Source organism: Niveispirillum sp. BGYR6, assembly GCF_027568365.1.
GTDB lineage: Bacteria > Pseudomonadota > Alphaproteobacteria > Azospirillales > Azospirillaceae > Niveispirillum.
The window spans coordinates 17,316-35,272 of sequence record NZ_JANLNL010000009.1 but is presented as its reverse complement, the minus strand read 5'-3'; the positions used below and the strand labels follow the sequence as shown (position 1 = coordinate 35,272).

The 17,957-nt window shown below is 62.9% G+C and carries 16 protein-coding genes; 9 read left to right on the top strand and 7 right to left on the bottom strand.

The genetic code is table 11. The annotated features are described in order from the left end of the window. Window positions 1–205: 205 nt before the first annotated feature. Window positions 206–760 (top strand): pseudouridine synthase, encoded by a 555-nt coding sequence (locus PCJ49_RS17700; protein ID WP_269912103.1) that lies wholly within the window; start codon window positions 206–208, stop codon window positions 758–760. A 488-nt stretch (window positions 761–1,248) separates the two neighbouring features. Then, entirely contained in the window at window positions 1,249–2,544 is a 1,296-nt protein-coding gene (locus tag PCJ49_RS17695) for an alpha/beta hydrolase (RefSeq protein WP_269912102.1), read from the top strand. A gap of 283 nt (window positions 2,545–2,827) precedes the next feature. Here PCJ49_RS17695 and PCJ49_RS17690 read toward each other — a convergent pair whose 3' ends face one another. From PCJ49_RS17690 to PCJ49_RS17680, 3 genes are read right to left on the bottom strand one after another with little or no spacing between them, the layout of a single operon-like run. Further along, on the bottom strand, window positions 2,828–4,243 hold the full coding sequence (locus PCJ49_RS17690; protein WP_269912101.1) for an NAD(P)(+) transhydrogenase (Re/Si-specific) subunit beta: 1,416 nt from the start codon (window positions 4,241–4,243) through the stop codon (window positions 2,828–2,830). A gap of 12 nt (window positions 4,244–4,255) precedes the next feature. Continuing rightward, entirely contained in the window at window positions 4,256–4,690 is a 435-nt protein-coding gene (locus PCJ49_RS17685) for an NAD(P) transhydrogenase subunit alpha (RefSeq protein ID WP_089286048.1), read from the bottom strand. A gap of 14 nt (window positions 4,691–4,704) precedes the next feature. Further along, window positions 4,705–5,862, bottom strand: coding sequence for a Re/Si-specific NAD(P)(+) transhydrogenase subunit alpha (locus PCJ49_RS17680; RefSeq protein WP_269912100.1), 1,158 nt, complete (start codon window positions 5,860–5,862; stop codon window positions 4,705–4,707). Between the two features lie 464 nt (window positions 5,863–6,326). Here PCJ49_RS17680 and PCJ49_RS17675 point away from each other — a divergent pair, with 464 nt between their 5' ends. Both PCJ49_RS17675 and PCJ49_RS17670 read left to right on the top strand, forming a co-directional pair. Continuing rightward, window positions 6,327–6,539: a hypothetical protein gene (locus PCJ49_RS17675; protein ID WP_089286046.1), complete on the top strand. Its 213-nt coding sequence runs from the start codon at window positions 6,327–6,329 to the stop codon at window positions 6,537–6,539. A gap of 80 nt (window positions 6,540–6,619) precedes the next feature. After that, the gene (locus PCJ49_RS17670; protein WP_269912099.1) at window positions 6,620–7,594 is read left to right on the top strand and encodes an NADPH:quinone oxidoreductase family protein; all 975 of its coding nucleotides are present in this window, start codon (window positions 6,620–6,622) and stop codon (window positions 7,592–7,594) included. 66 nt (window positions 7,595–7,660) lie between these two features. Here PCJ49_RS17670 and PCJ49_RS17665 read toward each other — a convergent pair whose 3' ends face one another. Further along, entirely contained in the window at window positions 7,661–8,920 is a 1,260-nt protein-coding gene (locus PCJ49_RS17665) for an ammonium transporter (RefSeq protein ID WP_269912242.1), read from the bottom strand. Window positions 8,921–9,477: 557 nt separating this feature from the next. Between PCJ49_RS17665 and glgC the strand changes: the two genes are divergently transcribed. The 3 genes from glgC to glgA are packed head-to-tail and all read left to right on the top strand — an operon-like array spanning window position 9,478 to window position 13,193. Further along, window positions 9,478–10,767 carry a glucose-1-phosphate adenylyltransferase gene (gene glgC, locus PCJ49_RS17660; RefSeq protein WP_269912098.1) on the top strand — a complete coding sequence of 430 codons (1,290 nt, stop codon included), beginning with the start codon at window positions 9,478–9,480 and terminating at the stop codon, window positions 10,765–10,767. Between the two features lie 57 nt (window positions 10,768–10,824). Then, window positions 10,825–11,667: a type I methionyl aminopeptidase gene (gene map / locus PCJ49_RS17655; protein ID WP_269912097.1), complete on the top strand. Its 843-nt coding sequence runs from the start codon at window positions 10,825–10,827 to the stop codon at window positions 11,665–11,667. A 32-nt stretch (window positions 11,668–11,699) separates the two neighbouring features. Beyond that, window positions 11,700–13,193, top strand: a complete 1,494-nt coding sequence (gene glgA / locus PCJ49_RS17650; protein ID WP_269912096.1) for a glycogen synthase GlgA — start codon at window positions 11,700–11,702, stop codon at window positions 13,191–13,193. 120 nt (window positions 13,194–13,313) lie between these two features. Here glgA and PCJ49_RS17645 read toward each other — a convergent pair whose 3' ends face one another. Further along, the gene (locus tag PCJ49_RS17645) at window positions 13,314–13,559 is read right to left on the bottom strand and encodes a hypothetical protein (protein ID WP_089286041.1); all 246 of its coding nucleotides are present in this window, start codon (window positions 13,557–13,559) and stop codon (window positions 13,314–13,316) included. Between the two features lie 165 nt (window positions 13,560–13,724). On the opposite strand from PCJ49_RS17645, the gene PCJ49_RS17640 reads away from it, so the two are divergent. Together PCJ49_RS17640 and PCJ49_RS17635 are read left to right on the top strand one after the other, a co-directional pair. Further along, on the top strand, window positions 13,725–14,162 hold the full coding sequence (locus PCJ49_RS17640; protein WP_269912095.1) for a thioesterase family protein: 438 nt from the start codon (window positions 13,725–13,727) through the stop codon (window positions 14,160–14,162). Between the two features lie 28 nt (window positions 14,163–14,190). After that, window positions 14,191–15,540, top strand: a complete 1,350-nt coding sequence (locus PCJ49_RS17635) for a class I SAM-dependent RNA methyltransferase (RefSeq protein WP_269912094.1) — start codon at window positions 14,191–14,193, stop codon at window positions 15,538–15,540. A gap of 16 nt (window positions 15,541–15,556) precedes the next feature. Here PCJ49_RS17635 and PCJ49_RS17630 read toward each other — a convergent pair whose 3' ends face one another. Continuing rightward, window positions 15,557–17,131, bottom strand: a complete 1,575-nt coding sequence (locus PCJ49_RS17630) for a HAMP domain-containing sensor histidine kinase (protein ID WP_269912093.1) — start codon at window positions 17,129–17,131, stop codon at window positions 15,557–15,559. 6 nt (window positions 17,132–17,137) lie between these two features. Continuing rightward, window positions 17,138–17,947: a response regulator transcription factor gene (locus tag PCJ49_RS17625; protein ID WP_269912092.1), complete on the bottom strand. Its 810-nt coding sequence runs from the start codon at window positions 17,945–17,947 to the stop codon at window positions 17,138–17,140. Between the last annotated feature and the right edge of the window lie 10 nt (window positions 17,948–17,957).

Genomic DNA, 17,957 nt, shown 5'->3' with positions numbered 1-17,957 from the left:
CGGCGGCCAGCGCCAAACCGGCAGCACCAGCCAGCAACATTTCCCGGCGGCCCGGCTCCAAGCCCATCCGCTTCACATCGGCATTCATCATCAACCTCTTCGTCCGGTGAACAAGATTAAGGTGGCGTCGGGGGCCGCCAGCTCCCACTATCACACGCGCCGGGGTTTTCCCCGGCAACTTTGTGGCTATTCGGGAAACTGGCAGATGGGACGCGTTGTCCTGCTCAACAAGCCCTATGATGTGATGTGCCAGTTCACCGATGAGGGAACCGGGCACAAGACGCTGGCAGAATTCATCAAGGAGCCCGGCATCTATCCCGCCGGGCGGCTGGACCGCGACAGCGAAGGGCTGGTGGCGCTGACCGATGATGGGGCGCTGATCGCCCGCGTCAGCCAGCCGCGCCATAAATGGCCGAAAACCTATCTGGTGCAGGTGGATGGCGCGGTGACGGAAGAGGCTTTGGCGCAATTGCGCGACGGGCTGGACCTGAAGGACGGCCCCACCCTGCCGGCCGAGGCCCGCGCTGTGCCGGAGCCCGACTGGCTGTGGCCGCGCGACCCGCCGGTGCGGTTCCGCAAATCCATCCCCACCAGTTGGGTTGAAATCGTGCTGCGCGAGGGGCGCAACCGGCAGGTCCGCCGCATGACCGCCGCCGTGGGCTTCCCCACCCTGCGCCTGATCCGCATCGGTATCGGCGACTGGCGGCTGGACGGGCTGGCACCGGGGGAATGGCGGGTTGCACCGCCACAATCCCGATAAAAATCAGCCGAAGATGGCCTTGTGGAATTGCGGCAGCAGCGGCCCGATATTTTCGGGCCGCCCCCGTTCCAGCAGATCGATTTTCCTCCAGACATCCCAGACTGCCGGGAATAGCCTCAGAAACTGGGCGCTCCCAGACATGGCTAGATTTCGAAAATTCGTCAACAATGATGATTTTTAATTTTGTGATGAAATATGTTTTTGTTTGATAAATTCTCAACTCATACAACATAAACTTGATTTAATAGAGTCAGCATACGTATATATCCCTTGCAAGGCACCCATGCGGCCGAACACTTAAGTTGAAAAGTGACTTATGTTTGGCTTACGCCGAGCAGTTCTTGCCTTACATCGCGCATTATCCAATAAAGGTGCGCGAATGAGCCTTACGGGAAAACAGAAAAAACCTGTTAAGACCCGCAGCCAAATAAAATGCAAGAACTATAAAACCATGACGTTCACCAACCCAATAAATGGAGACGAGAACTATGGCAAACACCTATCATGCAATTATTATATTGCCCGGAACCACCGGAACAAGCCTTGTCATCAACCAAAGCGATGAAGCATCCACCTCCCCCCTGTGGACAACCCAGGCTCTGAAAGAGGCTGCGCTTCCCGCCTCGGCCGCAATTGTTGCCGGAGAGATGAGCGAAAGCCTCTATGCCGGGATGCCCGCTGGGTTTGATACGACGAATTCCGGCTACGGTGCCCTGATCAACTCGATTGTGACGGCCGCCAATGCCAGCAACCCCAATTCTTATAGTTTTCAATATGCATATTGGCCGACGAACACACCCCCAAATATGCCCGAGAATGCGCTGCCCTGGCTAAACTCTGATCTGACGGGTAACACGGTGATCGGATGGGGTTATGACTGGCGGCAGGACAATCTTCTAGTATCTGCCCAGATGCTGCAAAATTTCCTGAACTATCTTGTGAACAGTCAAAATGTTGGCAAGATCACCCTGATCGGCCATAGCATGGGCGGCCTTGTTGCGCGCTCTTATCTGGAAAGTGTCGGGAAATCCGACAACACAATCATCGGCATGATTGATCAATTGATCACTCTGGGGACCCCTCATCTTGGGGCACCGATGGCTCTTGCCCCCATCTCCAACACGATGTCGACATCGGTTGCTGGAGATGACAGCTTGAATCCATTCATTCAAATTTTCGATGACTGGCTGGCCGGTCTGGAACAAATCGCGGCGGACAATGTGCTGGCCATGTTCCACGCTTTTGTTAACGGTTCAATGGGCGTCAGCACCTATCAGTTGCTCCCACCCAACTTGTCATCCGATACCCTTTCTAATTTCATCACATATTCCGGACCGAAGGTTACAACGGAAAGCTATCCAATCTATCCATTTGCAAATCTGCCTACCCCAGTTCAGAAACGCCTGAACAACACAAATTTCAATAGTACGAATTTAGCGGCGGCAGAAAAATTGTTCAGCAACCTCAATTATACATCTGCTCCCCCCGTTCCCTATCACTGTATTTATGGTGTAGTCAGCACAACCGAACCCAGTGCGACAACCGCCGCAACGGGGACTATAACCGGATTCACCGCTGCACCGGGGGAGCTGTTTGATACGGTGCTCACGCCCGTTTGGACCGATGGCGGCGGCGACACTATTGTTCCGATTTACAGCGCGATGTTCAGCACCAATTCCAATGTGACGACATACGGCGTGAACGGGGCTGATCACATCCATATGCCCAGCAATGCCGGAGTACAGTCACAGGTCAACGCGCTGCTGGGCTTCAGCGCCAGCTAAGTTCCTGGCGTTCCAATCAACCAGCCGCATGTCATACAAATGGCCGGCAGAGTTGTTTGGCTGACAAAGAGAAACTAAAAATTATACCGGTGGCATGAAATCTTGACCGTTGGTCAATCTTTCTTGCCCCTCAGTCGCCAGCGCCAGCATCCGCTGGCTTGGCTACACCGCACGAGCGGCGCGGCGGCAGTCGCAGCATTACCAACGGTCATGAATGATGACCCTTGGTAATGCCTTGCATAAAGGGCCGGCTTTTTCAGCCGGCCCTTCCTTCATACCTCGATCAGTGCCCGCCGCCTGACAGCGCCTTGACGATTTCTTCCGTCATCTTCTTGGCGTCGCCCAGCAGCATCATGGTGTTGGGGCGGAAGAACAGCTCGTTCTCCACACCGGCATAACCGGCACCCATCGACCGCTTGATGAACAACACCGTCTTGGCCTTTTCCACATCCAGGATGGGCATCCCATAGATGGGGCTGGACGTGTCGGTCTTTGCCGCCGGGTTGGTCACGTCATTGGCGCCAATGACATAGGCCACGTCCGCCTGACCGAAATCACGGTTGATCTCGTCCAGTTCGAACACCTCGTCATAGGGCACATTGGCTTCGGCCAGCAGCACATTCATATGGCCGGGCATACGGCCGGCCACGGGATGGATGGCGTATTTCACCTCCACCCCTTCCTTCTTCAGCAGGTCGGCCATTTCGCGCAGCGCGTGCTGGGCCTGGGCCACCGCCATGCCATAACCCGGCACGATGATGACCTTGGCAGCGTTCTTCATGATGAAGGCCGCATCATCGGCCGAACCGGCCTTGAAGGAACGATCCACCGCCGCACCGCCCGCCGGGCCGGCCGCAGCAGCATCGCCGCCAAAGCCACCCAGGATGACGTTGAAGATGGACCGGTTCATGCCCTTGCACATGATGTAGGACAGGATGGCGCCCGAGGCACCGACCAGCGAACCGGTGATGATCAGCAGCGGGTTTTGCAGTGTGAAGCCGATACCCGCCGCCGCCCAGCCGGAATAGCTGTTCAGCATGGAAACGACCACCGGCATGTCAGCGCCGCCGATCGGCAGGATCAGCAGCAGGCCCAGCGCCAGCGCCACGGCCACGATCAGCCAGAAGATCACCGGGCTCTGCGTGATGCAGAGCAGCACGATCAGCAGCAGGGTGGCAATGCCAAGCCCGGCATTCAGCATATGCTGACCGCTGAACTGCAACGGCTTGCCGGAAACCAGACCCTGCAGCTTGGCGAACGCCACCAGGGAGCCGGTGAAGGTGATGGCACCGATGGCCACCCCCAGGCTCATTTCAATCAGGGAGCCGACATGAATATCCCCCGGCTGCCCGATATTGAAGCTCTCCGGCGAGAAGAAGGCGGCGGCGGCCACGAACACGGCGGCCAGACCGACCAGGGAGTGGAAGGCCGCCACAAGCTGCGGCAGCTCTGTCATCTGGATGCGCTTGGCGATGACATAGCCAATGCCGCCGCCGATGGCCAGACCGGCCACGATCAACAGCCAGGCCAGCCCACCAATATCGGGGGTGACCACCAGGGTGGTGACGATGGCCACGGCCATGCCGACCATGCCGAACCGGTTGCCGGATTGCGCCGTTGCCGGGCTGGACAGCCCGCGCAGCGCCATGATGAAACAGACCGCCGCCGCCAGATAGGCGAGCGAAGCAACGATAACCATGAATCGCCCCCCTTACTTGGCGTTGCCGCCGGCAGCCGGCGTCTTTTTCTTGTACATGGCCAGCATCCGCTGGGTGACCATGAAGCCGCCGAAGATGTTCACGGCGGCCAGGATGGTGGCCAGGAACCCGAAGAGCATCGACCAGCCGGAAATCGCAGACCCGGTGGCGATGAGCGCGCCGACAATGATGACGGAGGAAACAGCGTTGGTAACGGCCATCAGCGGCGAATGCAGGGCCGGCGTCACCCGCCACACCACGTAATAGCCCACAAAACAGGCCAGCACGAAGATGGTGAGCCCGGTGACGATGAAGGGCGGACCGGCGGCCATGGCGGCATGGGTAGCCACGGAGGCGGCCTGATTGGCAATATCGGCGGCATTGTCGGCCAGGGCCTTGGCCTGGTTGGCCAGTTCCGCCGCGTCCTGGGCGTGCTTTTGCGGATCCATATTATCCCTCCCGATCAGGCGGCGGCCGGCTTGAAGGCGGAATGGACGATGGTGCCGTCACGGGTCAGGCCCGTGCCCTTCACCACCTCATCCTCCCAGTTCAGCTTCAGGGTCTTCGTCTCCTTGTCGACGAAGGGGGTGATGAAATTCAGCAGGTTCTTGGCGTAAAGCGCCGAGGCATCGACAGCGATGCGGCTGGGCATATTGATGCGGCCGACAATCTTCACGCCATATTTCTCCACCACCTCACCGGCGACGGAGCCTTCGACATTGCCACCCTGCTCGCAGGCCAGATCCACCAGGATCGCCCCCTGCTTCATGGTCTTCAGCATCTCGTCGGTCACCAGCACCGGGGCCTTGCGGCCGGGGATCAGTGCGGTGGTGATGACGATATCCTGCTTCTTGATCGTCTCCGCGATCAGGGCCGCCTGCTTGGCCTTGTATTCCGGGGACATTTCCTTGGCATAGCCGCCGGCGGTCTGGGCCTGCTGGAATTCCTCATCCATCACGGCGACGAAGGTGCCGCCCAGGCTTTCCACCTGTTCCTTGGTGGCCGGGCGCACGTCGGTGGCCGAGACCACGGCCCCCAGACGCTTGGCCGTGGCGATGGCCTGCAAGCCGGCCACGCCGGCCCCCATCACCAGGGCGCGGGCCGGCGGCACGGTGCCGGCGGCCGTCATCATCATCGGGAAAGCGCGGCCAAATTCGTTGGCCGCCTCAATCACCGCGCGGTAACCGGCCAGATTGGACTGCGACGACAGGATATCCATGCTCTGCGCACGGGTGATGCGCGGCATGAATTCCATGGCGAAGGCATCAACCTTGGCATTGGCATAGGCGGTCACCGATTCCGGCGCGCCATAGGGGGACAGGCCGGCGATCAGGATGGCGCCGGGCTTCAGCAGCGCCAGTTCATCCACATCACCCTCGCCGGCGGTCAGCGGACGCTGCACCTTCAGCACGATATCGGCACCGGTCAGGGTGGTGGCGACATCCGGGGTGATCTTGGCGCCAGCCAGGGCAAAGGCATCATCAGTGATGGCGGAGCCAAGGCCGGCGCCGGTTTCCACCACCACCTCAAACCCCAGCCCGATATATTTGCGCACCGTTTCCGGCGTGGCCGCAACGCGCAATTCATGCGCACGGCGTTCCTTCGGTATGGCGATCTTCATTGCGATCCGATTCCCCCTCTGGCTTCAGTGACGCCCGGCTTGGCCGGAACCCCGGAGACGGTTGGCCCGCCTGCGACATGATCGGTCCCGGCCGGATTTGTTTTGCATCGGCACGATGCCTGATCCGGTAATCTTTGTGAAGCTTCGCGGGACGTCCGCGCAGTTTCACATCGGCAGAATGGCGGGGCAAAAATACCCATGTCCGGCGTGCGAACACCAGCCGGCCAAGTGTCGCGGTGGACAGGCGGGCGGATCAGAAAGCAAGGATTTACGCCAAATTTCATTGTTCCACCGGTGTCATCGGTAATTTTGCTGCCGAAAATGGGCATCGGCGACGGCCGCCCGCTATGCGCCCATGTGGAACCGGCCCCGCGTCCTGCTGGTTGCTGCAACGGCGAAGACTGGACCAGAGGGGGCGTTCCGGCGCAGATTGGGCCGCAGGAACCGACAAAGGTGATCAGAGCATGAGTGACGCGACCAACACGGAAAAGCACCCGGTGGCCGAAGCCGCCCGCAGCCTGTTCAAGGAACTGACCGACGCCGGCAAACCCGTTGTCGGCACTGGCATGGGCGAAGGCCGCATCTATCTGCGCGTGGCCGGCCCCGACCATGGCGCACCGGCGGAATATCGCGGTTACCCGGTGGTGGTACTGACGGATGAAGGCATCAAGCGCTGAAAACAACCTTCCCTTGACGGGTCGATATATCCGCCGCACCCTCAAACATGCGTTTAAAAATAAGCATGGAGAGGAAACGGATGCGCGCGCTGTTGTGCAAGGAATATGGGCCGCCGTCGCGGCTGGCCATTGAACCGGTTGCCCCGCTGCCCCTGGGGCCGGGGCAGGTGCGGATCGCGGTTCATGCGGCGGCGATGAATTTCGCCGACACGCTGATGATTGAGGGGAAGTACCAGGAAAAGCCGCCCTTCCCCTTCACCCCCGGCCTGGAATGCGCCGGTGAGGTGGTGGAGGTGGCGGCCGATGTGACCCATCTGCTGCCCGGCCAGCGGGTCATGGCACTGGCCGCCCATGGCGCCTTTCGCAGCGACACGGTGGCCGATGCCAGCCTGACCCTGCCCTTGCCCGATGGCATGGATTTCCCCAGTGCTGCCGCCTTCCCCGTCGCCTATGGCACCTCCCATCTGGCGCTGACGGTGCGGGCGGGGCTGAAGCCGGGGGAAACCCTGCTGGTGCTGGGGGCTGCCGGCGGCGTGGGGCTGACGGCGGTGGAGATCGGCAAGGCACTGGGCGCACGGGTGATCGCCGCTGCTTCCTCAGAAGAAAAACTGGCCCTGGCCAAGGCGCATGGCGCCGATGAGCTGGTGAATTACGCCAGCGATGACCTGCGCACGCGGATCAAGGAACTGGCGCCCAAGGGCGTGGATGTCGTTTATGACCCGGTGGGCGGCGATCTGTTCGATGCTGCCCTGCGCTGCCTGGGCTGGGGCGGGCGCATTGTCACCATCGGCTTTGCGTCCGGCCGTATCCCGCAAGTGCCCGCGAATATCCTGCTGGTGAAAAACTGCGCCGTGCTGGGCCTGTTCTGGGGCGCCTATCGCCAGTATGACCGCACCACCCTGACCGACAGCCTGCGCGACCTGCTGGCAATGTGGGCGGCAGGCAAGCTGCGCCCGCATGTCAGCCACCTGCTGCCGCTGGAACAGTATGAGGCTGCCTTTGCCCTGCTGTCGGGCCGGCAATCTACCGGCAAAGTAGTGATGACAGTCGGCTAAAAATAGAACCGCCGCACCGGTTGCCCGGTGCGGCGGTCAAATCAAACCCCGAAGAGGGATCGTTATTTACTGAATGGATTCGCCATGCAGGGCGATGTCCAGACCGTCACGCTCGGCATCTTCGTCCACCCGCAGACCGATGGTGAACTTGATGGCGTAGAGGATGATGGCGGAGACGACACCAGACCAGACCAGGGTGATCAGCACGCTGTAAATCTGGGTCCAGACCTGACCGATATTGCCTTCCAGGGCACCGGCGGCAGCGGCACCACCGATGGCGGACTTGGCGAACACGCCGGTCAGCACGGCCCCGACGATACCACCCACGCCATGCACACCCCAGACATCCAGGCTGTCATCATATTTCAGCGCGTGCTTGATGGTGGTGGAAGCAAAGTAGCAGATCACGCCCGAGGCCAGACCGATGGCCAGGGCCCCATCCACACCGACGAAGCCAGCGGCGGGCGTGATGGCGACCAGACCAGCCACGGCACCGGAAATGATACCCAGGATGGAGGGCTTGCCCTTCACACCCCATTCCACAAACAGCCAGGCCAGCGCGGCGGTGGCGGCGGCAACCTGGGTCACCAGCATGGCCATGCCCGCACGGCCATCAGCGGCCACGGCGGAACCAGCATTGAAGCCGAACCAGCCAACCCACAGCATGGAAGCACCGATCAGCGACAGCACCAGATTGTGCGGCTTCATGTCAGCGGTGCCATAGCCCTTGCGCTTGCCCAGAATGATACAGGCAACCAGACCAGCAACACCGGCATTGATATGCACCACGGTGCCGCCGGCATAATCCAGCACGCCATCACCGAACAGGAAGCCATTGGCCTGCCACACCCAGTGGCAAACCGGGCTGTAGACCAGCAGCGACCACAGCACCGCAAACACCAGCAGGGCCGAGAACTTCATCCGGTCAGCAAAGGCGCCGGTGAACAGGGCCGGGGTGATGATGGCAAAGGTCATCTGGAAGGTGATGAACACCGATTCCGGGATGGTGCCATTCAGGCTGCCCACTTCCAGGCCAGCCAGGAAGGCGCGGCTGAGATCGCCGATATACGGGCCGCCGGCACCAAAGGCCAGGCTGAAGCCAACCACAACCCACAGCACAGAAATCACGCAGCAGATGGCGAACGACTGCATCATCATCGTCAGCACATTGGGCTTGCGCACCATGCCGCCATAGAACAGCGCCAGACCCGGAATGGTCATGAACAGCACCAGGGCCGTGGAAACCAGCAGCCAGGCCGTATTGCCGCTGTCCAGGGTCGGGGTCGGTGCCGGTGCCGCGTCCTGAGCGAGGGCCACGCCTGGCATCATCGCCACGCACGCCGCGAAAAGAAGTTTGTTCAAACGATTCATGTGGCTCCCCATTCTTGTGGGCACGGGGCCGACCGGCCGCCGCACACGCCGTGCTCCCTCTATTCAAAGTCCGTGCCGTCCGTGGAAGCGGCGGAATCCCTTGCGTGCTACCCCCGATGAATCGGCGTCAGCACAGCAGAGAACCGCCCGAAAAGCTCCCATTTGCACAAAAAATAGGCCGTTTTTCTTGTCACAAAAAACGCGGAAACCCCTTGTTTTCCGCGAATAGCTTCCCAAGCGACCAGGGACGAGGCGAATGATTCACCCTCCGCAATTGTCACTGATTATAATTTAGGCAAAAAATCGGGTGATTTGGATCATTGCCAGCCATGCCCGCTGGGGATGACATATTGCCGGAGCCATGCAACCGACCATGGAAGGCGGAACCGATCTGTGCCAGCATCCGTTCCGGTTCGTGTTCCCATCTCATCCAAGCCCACCAACGGGCAGATGCGGCGGGCCGGAACCATGCGCTTGTAACGAGAGGCGTGAAGCAGGGGGGAAGATTAAGAATGATCGATAATCAGACAGAACAGCGCCTCGACCAGGAACTGCGTCAGGCCCCGCGCAATGCGCTGGCCCTGGTGCTGGCCGGCGGCCGTGGCAGCCGATTGAAGCAACTGACCGACCGCCGGGCCAAGCCGGCGGTGCATTTCGGCGGCAAGTTCCGCATCATCGATTTCGCACTGTCCAATTGCATCAATTCCGGTTTCCGCCGCATTTCGGTGCTGACGCAGTACAAGTCCCATTCGCTGCTGCGGCATCTGCAGCGCGGCTGGAACTTCCTGCGCGGGGAAATCGGCGAATTCATCGATCTGCTGCCGGCACAGCAGCGCATCGATGAAACAAGCTGGTATCAGGGCACGGCCGACGCCGTGTATCAGAATCTGGACATCCTGCGCAGCCATGAGGCCGAATGGGTGCTGATCCTGGCCGGCGACCATATCTATAAAATGGATTACGCCAACATGCTGGCCCATCACATCCGCACCGGTGCGGATGTGACCGTGGGCTGCATTGAGGTGCCGCGCGCCCAGGCCAGCGGGTTCGGCGTGATGGCGATTGATGAGAGCAACCGCATCACCAGTTTCCTGGAGAAGCCGGCCGACCCGCCGCCCATGCCCGGCAAGCCCGATATCTCGCTGGCCAGCATGGGTATCTATATTTTCAATGCCGAGTTCCTTTATGAACATCTGGAACGCGACGCGGGTGAGCAGACTTCGTCGCGCGATTTCGGCAAGGACATCATCCCCTACCTGATCGACAAGGCCAAGGTGATGGCCCACCATTTCAGCGAAAGCTGTGTGCGCAACCGCGCCCAGCCGGGGGAGGCCTATTGGCGCGATGTCGGCACGGTGGACGCCTATTGGGAGGCCAATCTGGACCTCTGCCACGTCTCCCCGTCGCTGGATATCTATGATCCAAGCTGGCCGATCTTCACCTATCAGGAACAATTGCCGCCGGCCAAATTCGTCTTTGATGATGATGACCGGCGCGGCATGGCGGTGGACAGCATGGTGTCCGCCGGCTGCATCCTGTCCGGTTCCGTCGTCCGCCGCTCCCTGCTGTTCAACAAGGTGCGCATCCATTCTTATTGCGAGCTGAACGACGCGGTGATCCTGCCGGAGGTGGAGATCAACCGGAATGTGCGGCTGACCAGGGTGGTGGTGGATCGTGGCTGCGTCATCCCCGCCGGTCTGGTGGTGGGGGAGAATGCGGAAGAAGATGCACGCCGCTTCTATCGCAGCGAACAGGGTGTGGTATTGATTACCCAAGCCATGCTGAAAAAGCTGGAAAGCTGATCAGGATGGGCGGCGACGGCCCGGGCCTTCGCCGCCCCCTGGCGTGGGAGGGGCGTGATGAAGACCTATCCGGGTGATTTCGTGCTGGACCCGATGGGTCGGCGGGTTCCCCTGCATGGGGAAGAGGGCTTTGCCGCCATGCGCGCGGCGGGCCGGGTTGCCGCCGCCTGCCTGGACCATCTCACCCCCTATGTGCAGCCGGGCATCAGCACCGGGGCGCTGGACCGTATCGCTGATGCCTTCATGCGCGACCATGGGGCCACTCCCGCCACGCTGGGCTATCACGGCTATCCTAAATCCTGCTGCATCTCCCCCAACCATGTCGTCAACCATGGCGTGCCGGATGATCAGGTGCTGTTGAAGGAGGGCGATATCGTCAATATCGACGTCACCGCCATTCTGGACGGCTGGTATGGCGATACCAGCCGCATGTATCTGGTGGGGACGGTGAACCCGCGCGCCGCCCATCTGGTGCGCACCACCTATGATGCCACCATGGCCGGCATCAATGAGGTGGCGCCGGGCAAACATCTGGGCGATGTCGGCCATGTCATCGACCGCATGGCCCGTGCCGTCGGCTATTCCAGCGTGCGCGACTATGTGGGCCATGGCATCGGCCGGGTGTTCCATGATGCGCCGGATGTGATGCATTGGGGCAAGCCGGGACGCGGCATGAAGCTGGTGCCCGGCATGATCTTCACCGTGGAACCGATGCTGAACCAGGGCGGTCCCGGCCTGCGCCAGTTGGACGATGGCTGGACCAACATCACCCGCGACCTGTCGCTTTCCGCCCAGTTCGAACATACGGTGGGGGTGACGGCGGACGGGGTGGAGATTTTCACCCTGTCGCCGGCCGGGCTGGATTGCCCGGTGGGGGCGATCAAGCCGTTATCCCGATAACGCAACCCGTTTCACAGGCTCTCGGAATCATCATGCGCGTTCTTTTCGTCACGTCGGAATGTCTGCCCTATGTGAAGACCGGGGGGCTGGGGGATGTGGCCGGGGCCCTGCCCGCCGCCCTGCGGGCCGAAGGGGCAGATGTGCGGCTGCTGTTGCCGGGATATCCCGGCGTGCTGGAAAAGCTGGAAAATCTGAAGCCGCTGCGCGACCTGCGCGGGATGCCGGGCTTGACCTCCCAGGCGCCGGCCCGGCTGTTGTCGGGGCGCGGGGTGGATGGCAGCACGGTTTATGCGCTGGATGTGCCTTCCTTCTTCGGACGCAAGGGCAACCCCTATCTGGGGCCGGACGGCAAGGATTGGAGCGATAATCACCTGCGCTTCGCCGCCTTGGGCCGCACGGCGGCCCTGATCGGGCTGGATGGCGATGGCGGGCGGGGCCGGGCCGGGTGGAAGCCGGAGGTGGTGCATGGGCATGACTGGCAGGCGGGTTTGGCCGCCGCCTATCTGCGCCATCCGCTCTGGCCCTTTGGTGATGCCAAGCGCCCCGGCAGCGTCTTCACCATTCACAACATGGCCTTCCAGGGCCTGTACCCGCCCGACCTGCTGCCCACCCTAGGCATCCCCTGGGACAGCTACACGCCCAATGGCTTGGAATTCCATTCCCAGCTCAGTTTCCTGAAGGCAGGGTTGGTCTATTCCGACCGGCTCACCACCGTCAGCCCAACCTATGCTACCGAAATCCAGGGGGAAACCATGGGGTTCGGGCTGGACGGGCTGTTGCGCGCCCGCGCCGCCGCCCTGGAAGGCATTCTGAACGGCATCGATACCGATGCCTGGGACAGCCGGCATGACCCGCTGCTGGTCAGCCCCTATGATGCCGACCAGTTGGGGGCGAAAATCCCCAACAAGGCGGAATTGCAGCGGATTTTCGGCCTGGCGCCCGATCTGCACGCCCCCCTGTTCGGCATTGTCAGCCGCCTGACCGACCAGAAGGGCATCGATCTGGTGGTCGAGGCCCTGCCCTATCTGGTGGAAAGGGGCGCACAACTGGTGGTGCTGGGCACCGGCAGTGCGGCGCTGGAACAGGCGCTGGCCGGGGCCGCCCGCCGCTTCCCCGGCCGGGTGGGGCTGGTGCTGGGCTATGACGAGGCGCTGTCGCACCGGCTGCAGGCCGGCGTGGATGTGCTGATGGTGCCGTCACGGTTTGAGCCCTGCGGCCTGACCCAGATGTATGCACTGCGCTATGGCAGCCTGCCGCTGGTAGCCCATGTCGGCGGGCTGGCCGATACGGTGACGGATGTGACGGAGGACAGCCTGGCCGCCGGCACCGCCACCGGCTTCACCTTCGCCCCCGTCACCGTGGCGGCCATGCTGCCGGCCATCGACCGGGCGCTGACCCTGTACCACCGCAGCGACCTGTGGCGGCAGGTGCAGCGCAACGCCATGGGGCGCGACGTCTCCTGGCAGGCCTCGGCCCGCAATTATGTCGCGACATATAAGGCCGCAATGGAAGCGGCGGGGCAGTAGCCCGGATAACAAAACGCCCCGCCGAAAATATCGGCGGGGCGTCACAGCGCGCGTCATCAACACCCTGACGGGTGCCCATAACGCCTGTCGTTCAGCCTTGCGGCCGTTGTCCGTCGAGGATTACTCCTCGTCACCTTCCTCGGCGTCGGCTTCGATCTGGTCGGCCAGATCGCGCAGCATGTCGGCCACATCTTCGTGGCTGGTCTCTTCAACGGCCTGGTTCACCGCTGCTTCGATCATGGCAATCGCCACATAGCCGGAAAGTGCGCCACCTTCCTTCATGGCCGCTTCAAGATGCTTCTCGGCCAGGTCGAGCGCCTTGTCGAAAAGCTGCTCGGCGGCGCTGGTGTTGGTCGGTTCGGACATGGATGGACCCCTTCCGGGATTAGAGATTACCGGTAAGCCCCCTTCTAACATCCTTTGCCGCGTCCTGCTTGCCGAAATGTGGGTCACCACCTATGCCCAGGCGGGGCACGCCCCCCGACGTAAGCGGGCTTGACCCGGACGGTGGCTGCCTCTATGCGCGGTGGGATGACGACGACCGATCTGAACCTGTTGCGCGACCCGGCCCGCTTTCGGCACTGGGTACAGGACCATGTGCGCTTTGGCGACCTGGACCCGCTGGGCCATGCCAACAATAATGCCATCAATATCATCATGGAAAATGGCCGGGTGGCGCTGTTGGACCGGATGGAAATCCGCCCGCTGGTGCCGGGCGGCCTGATGGTGATCAAAACCACCCGGACCGAATTCAATGCGGAGGTGCATCGCCCCGCCCGGCTGGATATCGGTGTCGGCATCGGAACGGTCGGCACCAGCTCCTACAGCATCCTGGCCAGTCTTTTCGTAAACGGAACAAATGCGGCCACGCATGAGGCGTGGATGGTGCTGATCGACCGGCAGAGCCGCCGCCCCATGCCGTTGCCACCAGAAGCCCGCGCCATTCTGGCCGACAACATCATTCTATAATTTCGACCCCGAAACGAAAGTCACCCCCATGGCCGCCCCCCGCCGGCACAGCAGCAAGCCCCGCCCCAGCCACCGCCCGCCCGCCAAGGTGCGGCAGGAACCGCCCACCCATGGCCCGGTGGAGGTGACCATCACCCGTGTCGGCGGGCGGGGTGACGGCCTGGCGGAATGGCAGGGCCACCGGCTTTATGTGCCGCAGACGCTGGCGGGCGACCGGCTGATGGTGAAGTTCGGGGAGGCGCGGGCCGATGGCTGGGAGGGCGTGCCGGTCAGCCTGCTGGAAGAGGCACCGGGCCGCACCGACCCCGCCTGTCAACATTTCGGCAGCTGCGGCGGCTGTGCCGCCCAGCATATGGATGAGGCCACCTATACCGCCTGGAAGCTGGAGATGCTGACCAGCATCCTGGGCCGGGCCGGCCTGCTGGGCGAGGGGGTGACCCTGCACCCGATGGCGCGCACAGGCCCCGGCGGGCGGCGGCGGGCCAGCCTGGTGGCGGCCCAGCGCGGCCGGCGCACCTGGCTGGGCTTCAACGAGGCGCATTCGCACAAGCTGGTCGATCTGGCCGAATGCGCCGTGCTGGCCCCGCCGCTGGTGGCCCTGCTGAACCCGCTGCGCGCGGTGCTGAGCCAGATTCTGGCCGATGGGCAGCAGATCGATGTCTCCCTGACCCTGCTGGATGACGGGGTGGATATGGTGCTGGAGGGGCTGCCGGAACCCGATCTGCGGGTGCTGGAAACCCTGGCGGCCTTTGCCGAATCCGCCGATCTGGCCCGGCTGTGCTGGCGGGCGAAGGAAGGGCGGCCGGCGGAACCGATTGCCATGCGCCGCCGGGGCAGCATCACCTTCGGCCCCGTCTCCCAATCCCCCGCCCCCGGCAGCTTTCTGCAGGCCAGCCCCGCCGGGGAGGCAGCCATCGTCGCCGCCGCCCTGACCGGGATCGGGGAGGCGAAAGAGGTGGCCGACCTGTTCGCCGGCAGCGGCACGCTGACCTTTCCGCTGTCGCAACAAGCCCGTGTTCATGCGGTGGAAGGCGATGGCGATGCCGTGGCATCGCTGCAGGCCGGTGCCCGCATCCGCCCGCCGGGGCAGGTGACGGTCGAACGGCGCGACCTGTTCCGCGACCCGCTGCCGCCCTATGACCTCAATCGTTTCGAAGCCGTATTGTTTGACCCGCCGCGGGCCGGGGCCCAGGCCCAGGCGGCGGAACTGGCCAAATCAACGGTGCCGATGCTGGTCGCCGTCTCCTGCAACCCCGCCACCTTCACCCGCGACGCCGCCCTGTTGGTGGAGGGTGGCTATCGGTTGACGGATGTCTGGCCAGTGGACCAGTTCCTCTGGTCCTCGCATCTGGAACTGGTGGGGCGGTTTGTGCGGTAAGGGGGGCTGACGCCCCCTACCCCGCCAGCAGCGGCAGGGTGATTCGCATGGAAAGCCCGCCGCCGGCGCGGTTCATGGCTTCCACCTTGCCGCCCACGGCTTCCACATTGCGGCGCACGATCCACAGGCCGATGCCATAATGCGGCATCGGGTCGGCAGCGCCGGATTCGGCGGGGCGCTGGGAGAAATAGCGTTCAAAAATCCGGTCCAGGCTGGATGATTCCACGCCCGGCCCTTCATCCTCCACACAGAATTCCGCCTGTTTGGCGCGGCGGCGCAGGGTGACGCGCAGCACCCCGCCGCTGGGGGAGAAGGACAGCGCATTGTCGATGATATTCTCGATCACCGTTTCCAGCAGGTCTTCCCCGGCCCGCACGGCAATATCCGGGTCCACACGGGTCAGCAGCTCAACCCCGCGTTCCTCCACCAGCCCGCGATAGCCCTTCAGCACCCGTTCCAGCAGGGCGGACAGGTCCACCCGCTGGCGCGGGGGTTCCAGCAGGTCGGCTGCGGTTTCATCCATGCGCCGGGCGAAGGAGACAAGCCCGTCCAGCTTTTCCACCGAGCCTTCGATCATGTCCAGCGCCCGGCGGCCGCGCGGTTCCGTCGCCGGAACCAACTTTTTCAGCGGTTCCAGTGACTGGCGGATGACGGCAATGGGGGTCTTGAAGGCATGGGCATTATCCTCCGCCGCGCGGCGCAGGTTGCTGGCGCTGCTGTGCAGGGTGGCGACCAGCCGGTCGAAATCCTCCGCCACCGGGGCCAGCTCGGGCACAGTGTTCTGGTCGGCAAAGCTGCCGGCGGGGCCGCTTTTCTGCACGATGTCGCGGGCCAGATCGCCGAACCGGCGCAGGTTGCGCCAGACCTCCACCAGCAGCAGCATCACCAGCGCTGCCATGGCGAGGTAGATCAGGGCCGCCACCTGCACTTCCGGGTTCTGCCAATAGGGCCGGCCGGCCCCGGCCCCCAGATAGGCCTCCGCCCGGTGGGAGGTGATGACGGCCCAGCAGCCCATCGGCGTGCGCACCGGCGTGATGGAGGTCAGCAGTTCCGAACCCCCGCCGCCCTGTGACACCGGAATGGCCAGCGGATAATTCCCGGCACAACTGCCGGCCAGCTTGTCCAGCACCCCTTGTTCAATCAGCCGGTCCCGTTCCAGGTCCAGCAGGTCGGTGGGGATGGCAGGCGCAGCGGCAACATAGAAGAACCCTTCTGCCCCCGCCGGCGGCAGCGGTGCTGCGGTACCCGCCGAGGCCACCGCCGGCCCCATGGAAGGGCTGAGCAGCAGGCGGACGGAGGTGTTGCTGTCGGCATAAGGTGCCAACCGCTCCCCCAACCCGGTCAGGCCGCGCTTGTCCAGCCCGGCCAGCAGCGGTTCCAGCGCACGGGCGACCAGCTGGCCCTGCTGCTGGGCACTGCGCAGCAACAGGGACTGTTTTTCGGCATCGGCGCTGCGGAACTGTTCATAGATCAGCAGCGGCACGGCCAGAAAAACCAGCAGCACCAGCACCAGCCGCGTCGCCAGTGACCGCCAGAGCCAGCGGCCCCGCCCGCCGGGCCTTTTACGGGGAAAGGGGGTTGCCGCGGCCATCGGACGTTACCGGGCCGCCGGGACCGCCACCGCCTCACCGGTCAGTTCCGCCGGATGGCGGTCCGACCAGCGATAGCCGAAGCCGGGATAATTGCCGATCTCATCAAAATGCGCGTCGGCGGCGCGGAATTTATGCCGGATGCGCTTGATGAAGGCGCGGACGTTGGCGCGATAGCCCGCCGGCCCATAGCCGGCGACGAAATCCTTGCCATGCACCAGATCATAAAGATCACGGTAGGAGACATCCTCCCCCGCCCGGGTGGCCATCAGCTTGACGATGTTGAATTCGGTCAGGGTCAGATCGATCCGCTGGCCGGCCCAGAAGGCGCGGGCCACATCCAGGCGCAGTTCCAGCGGCCCGCGCCGGAACATCTGGCCAGCCGCCCCGGCCGGATCGGCCCCGTTTGCGGCACCGGATTCCTCCGGCAGCGGCTTGCGCCCCTGCACGATCAACTGCATCCGTTTCAGCAGAATGGGCAGGGAGCGGGATTTTTCGACAAAATCCACCGCCCCGCCGCCCAGCGCCGTCTCCTCATAAATCTGGTCGGACAGCACGGTCAGGAAAATGACCGGGATATCAATATTGCGGGCGCGCAGCTGGCGCAGGGTTTCGATCCCGTCCATGCGCGGCATCCGCCAATCCAGCAGGATCAGGTCGGCGGTGCCGCCATTGCTGAAATAATCCAGCGCGGTATGGCCGCGGTCGAAGGGCATCACCTCATAGCCTTCATCGGCCAGGTTCAGGCCCAGGCTTTCACGAAACAGATCATCATCATCCACCAGGGCCACACGGGCGATAGGGTTTTCCGTCTGCATGAGAGTGCCG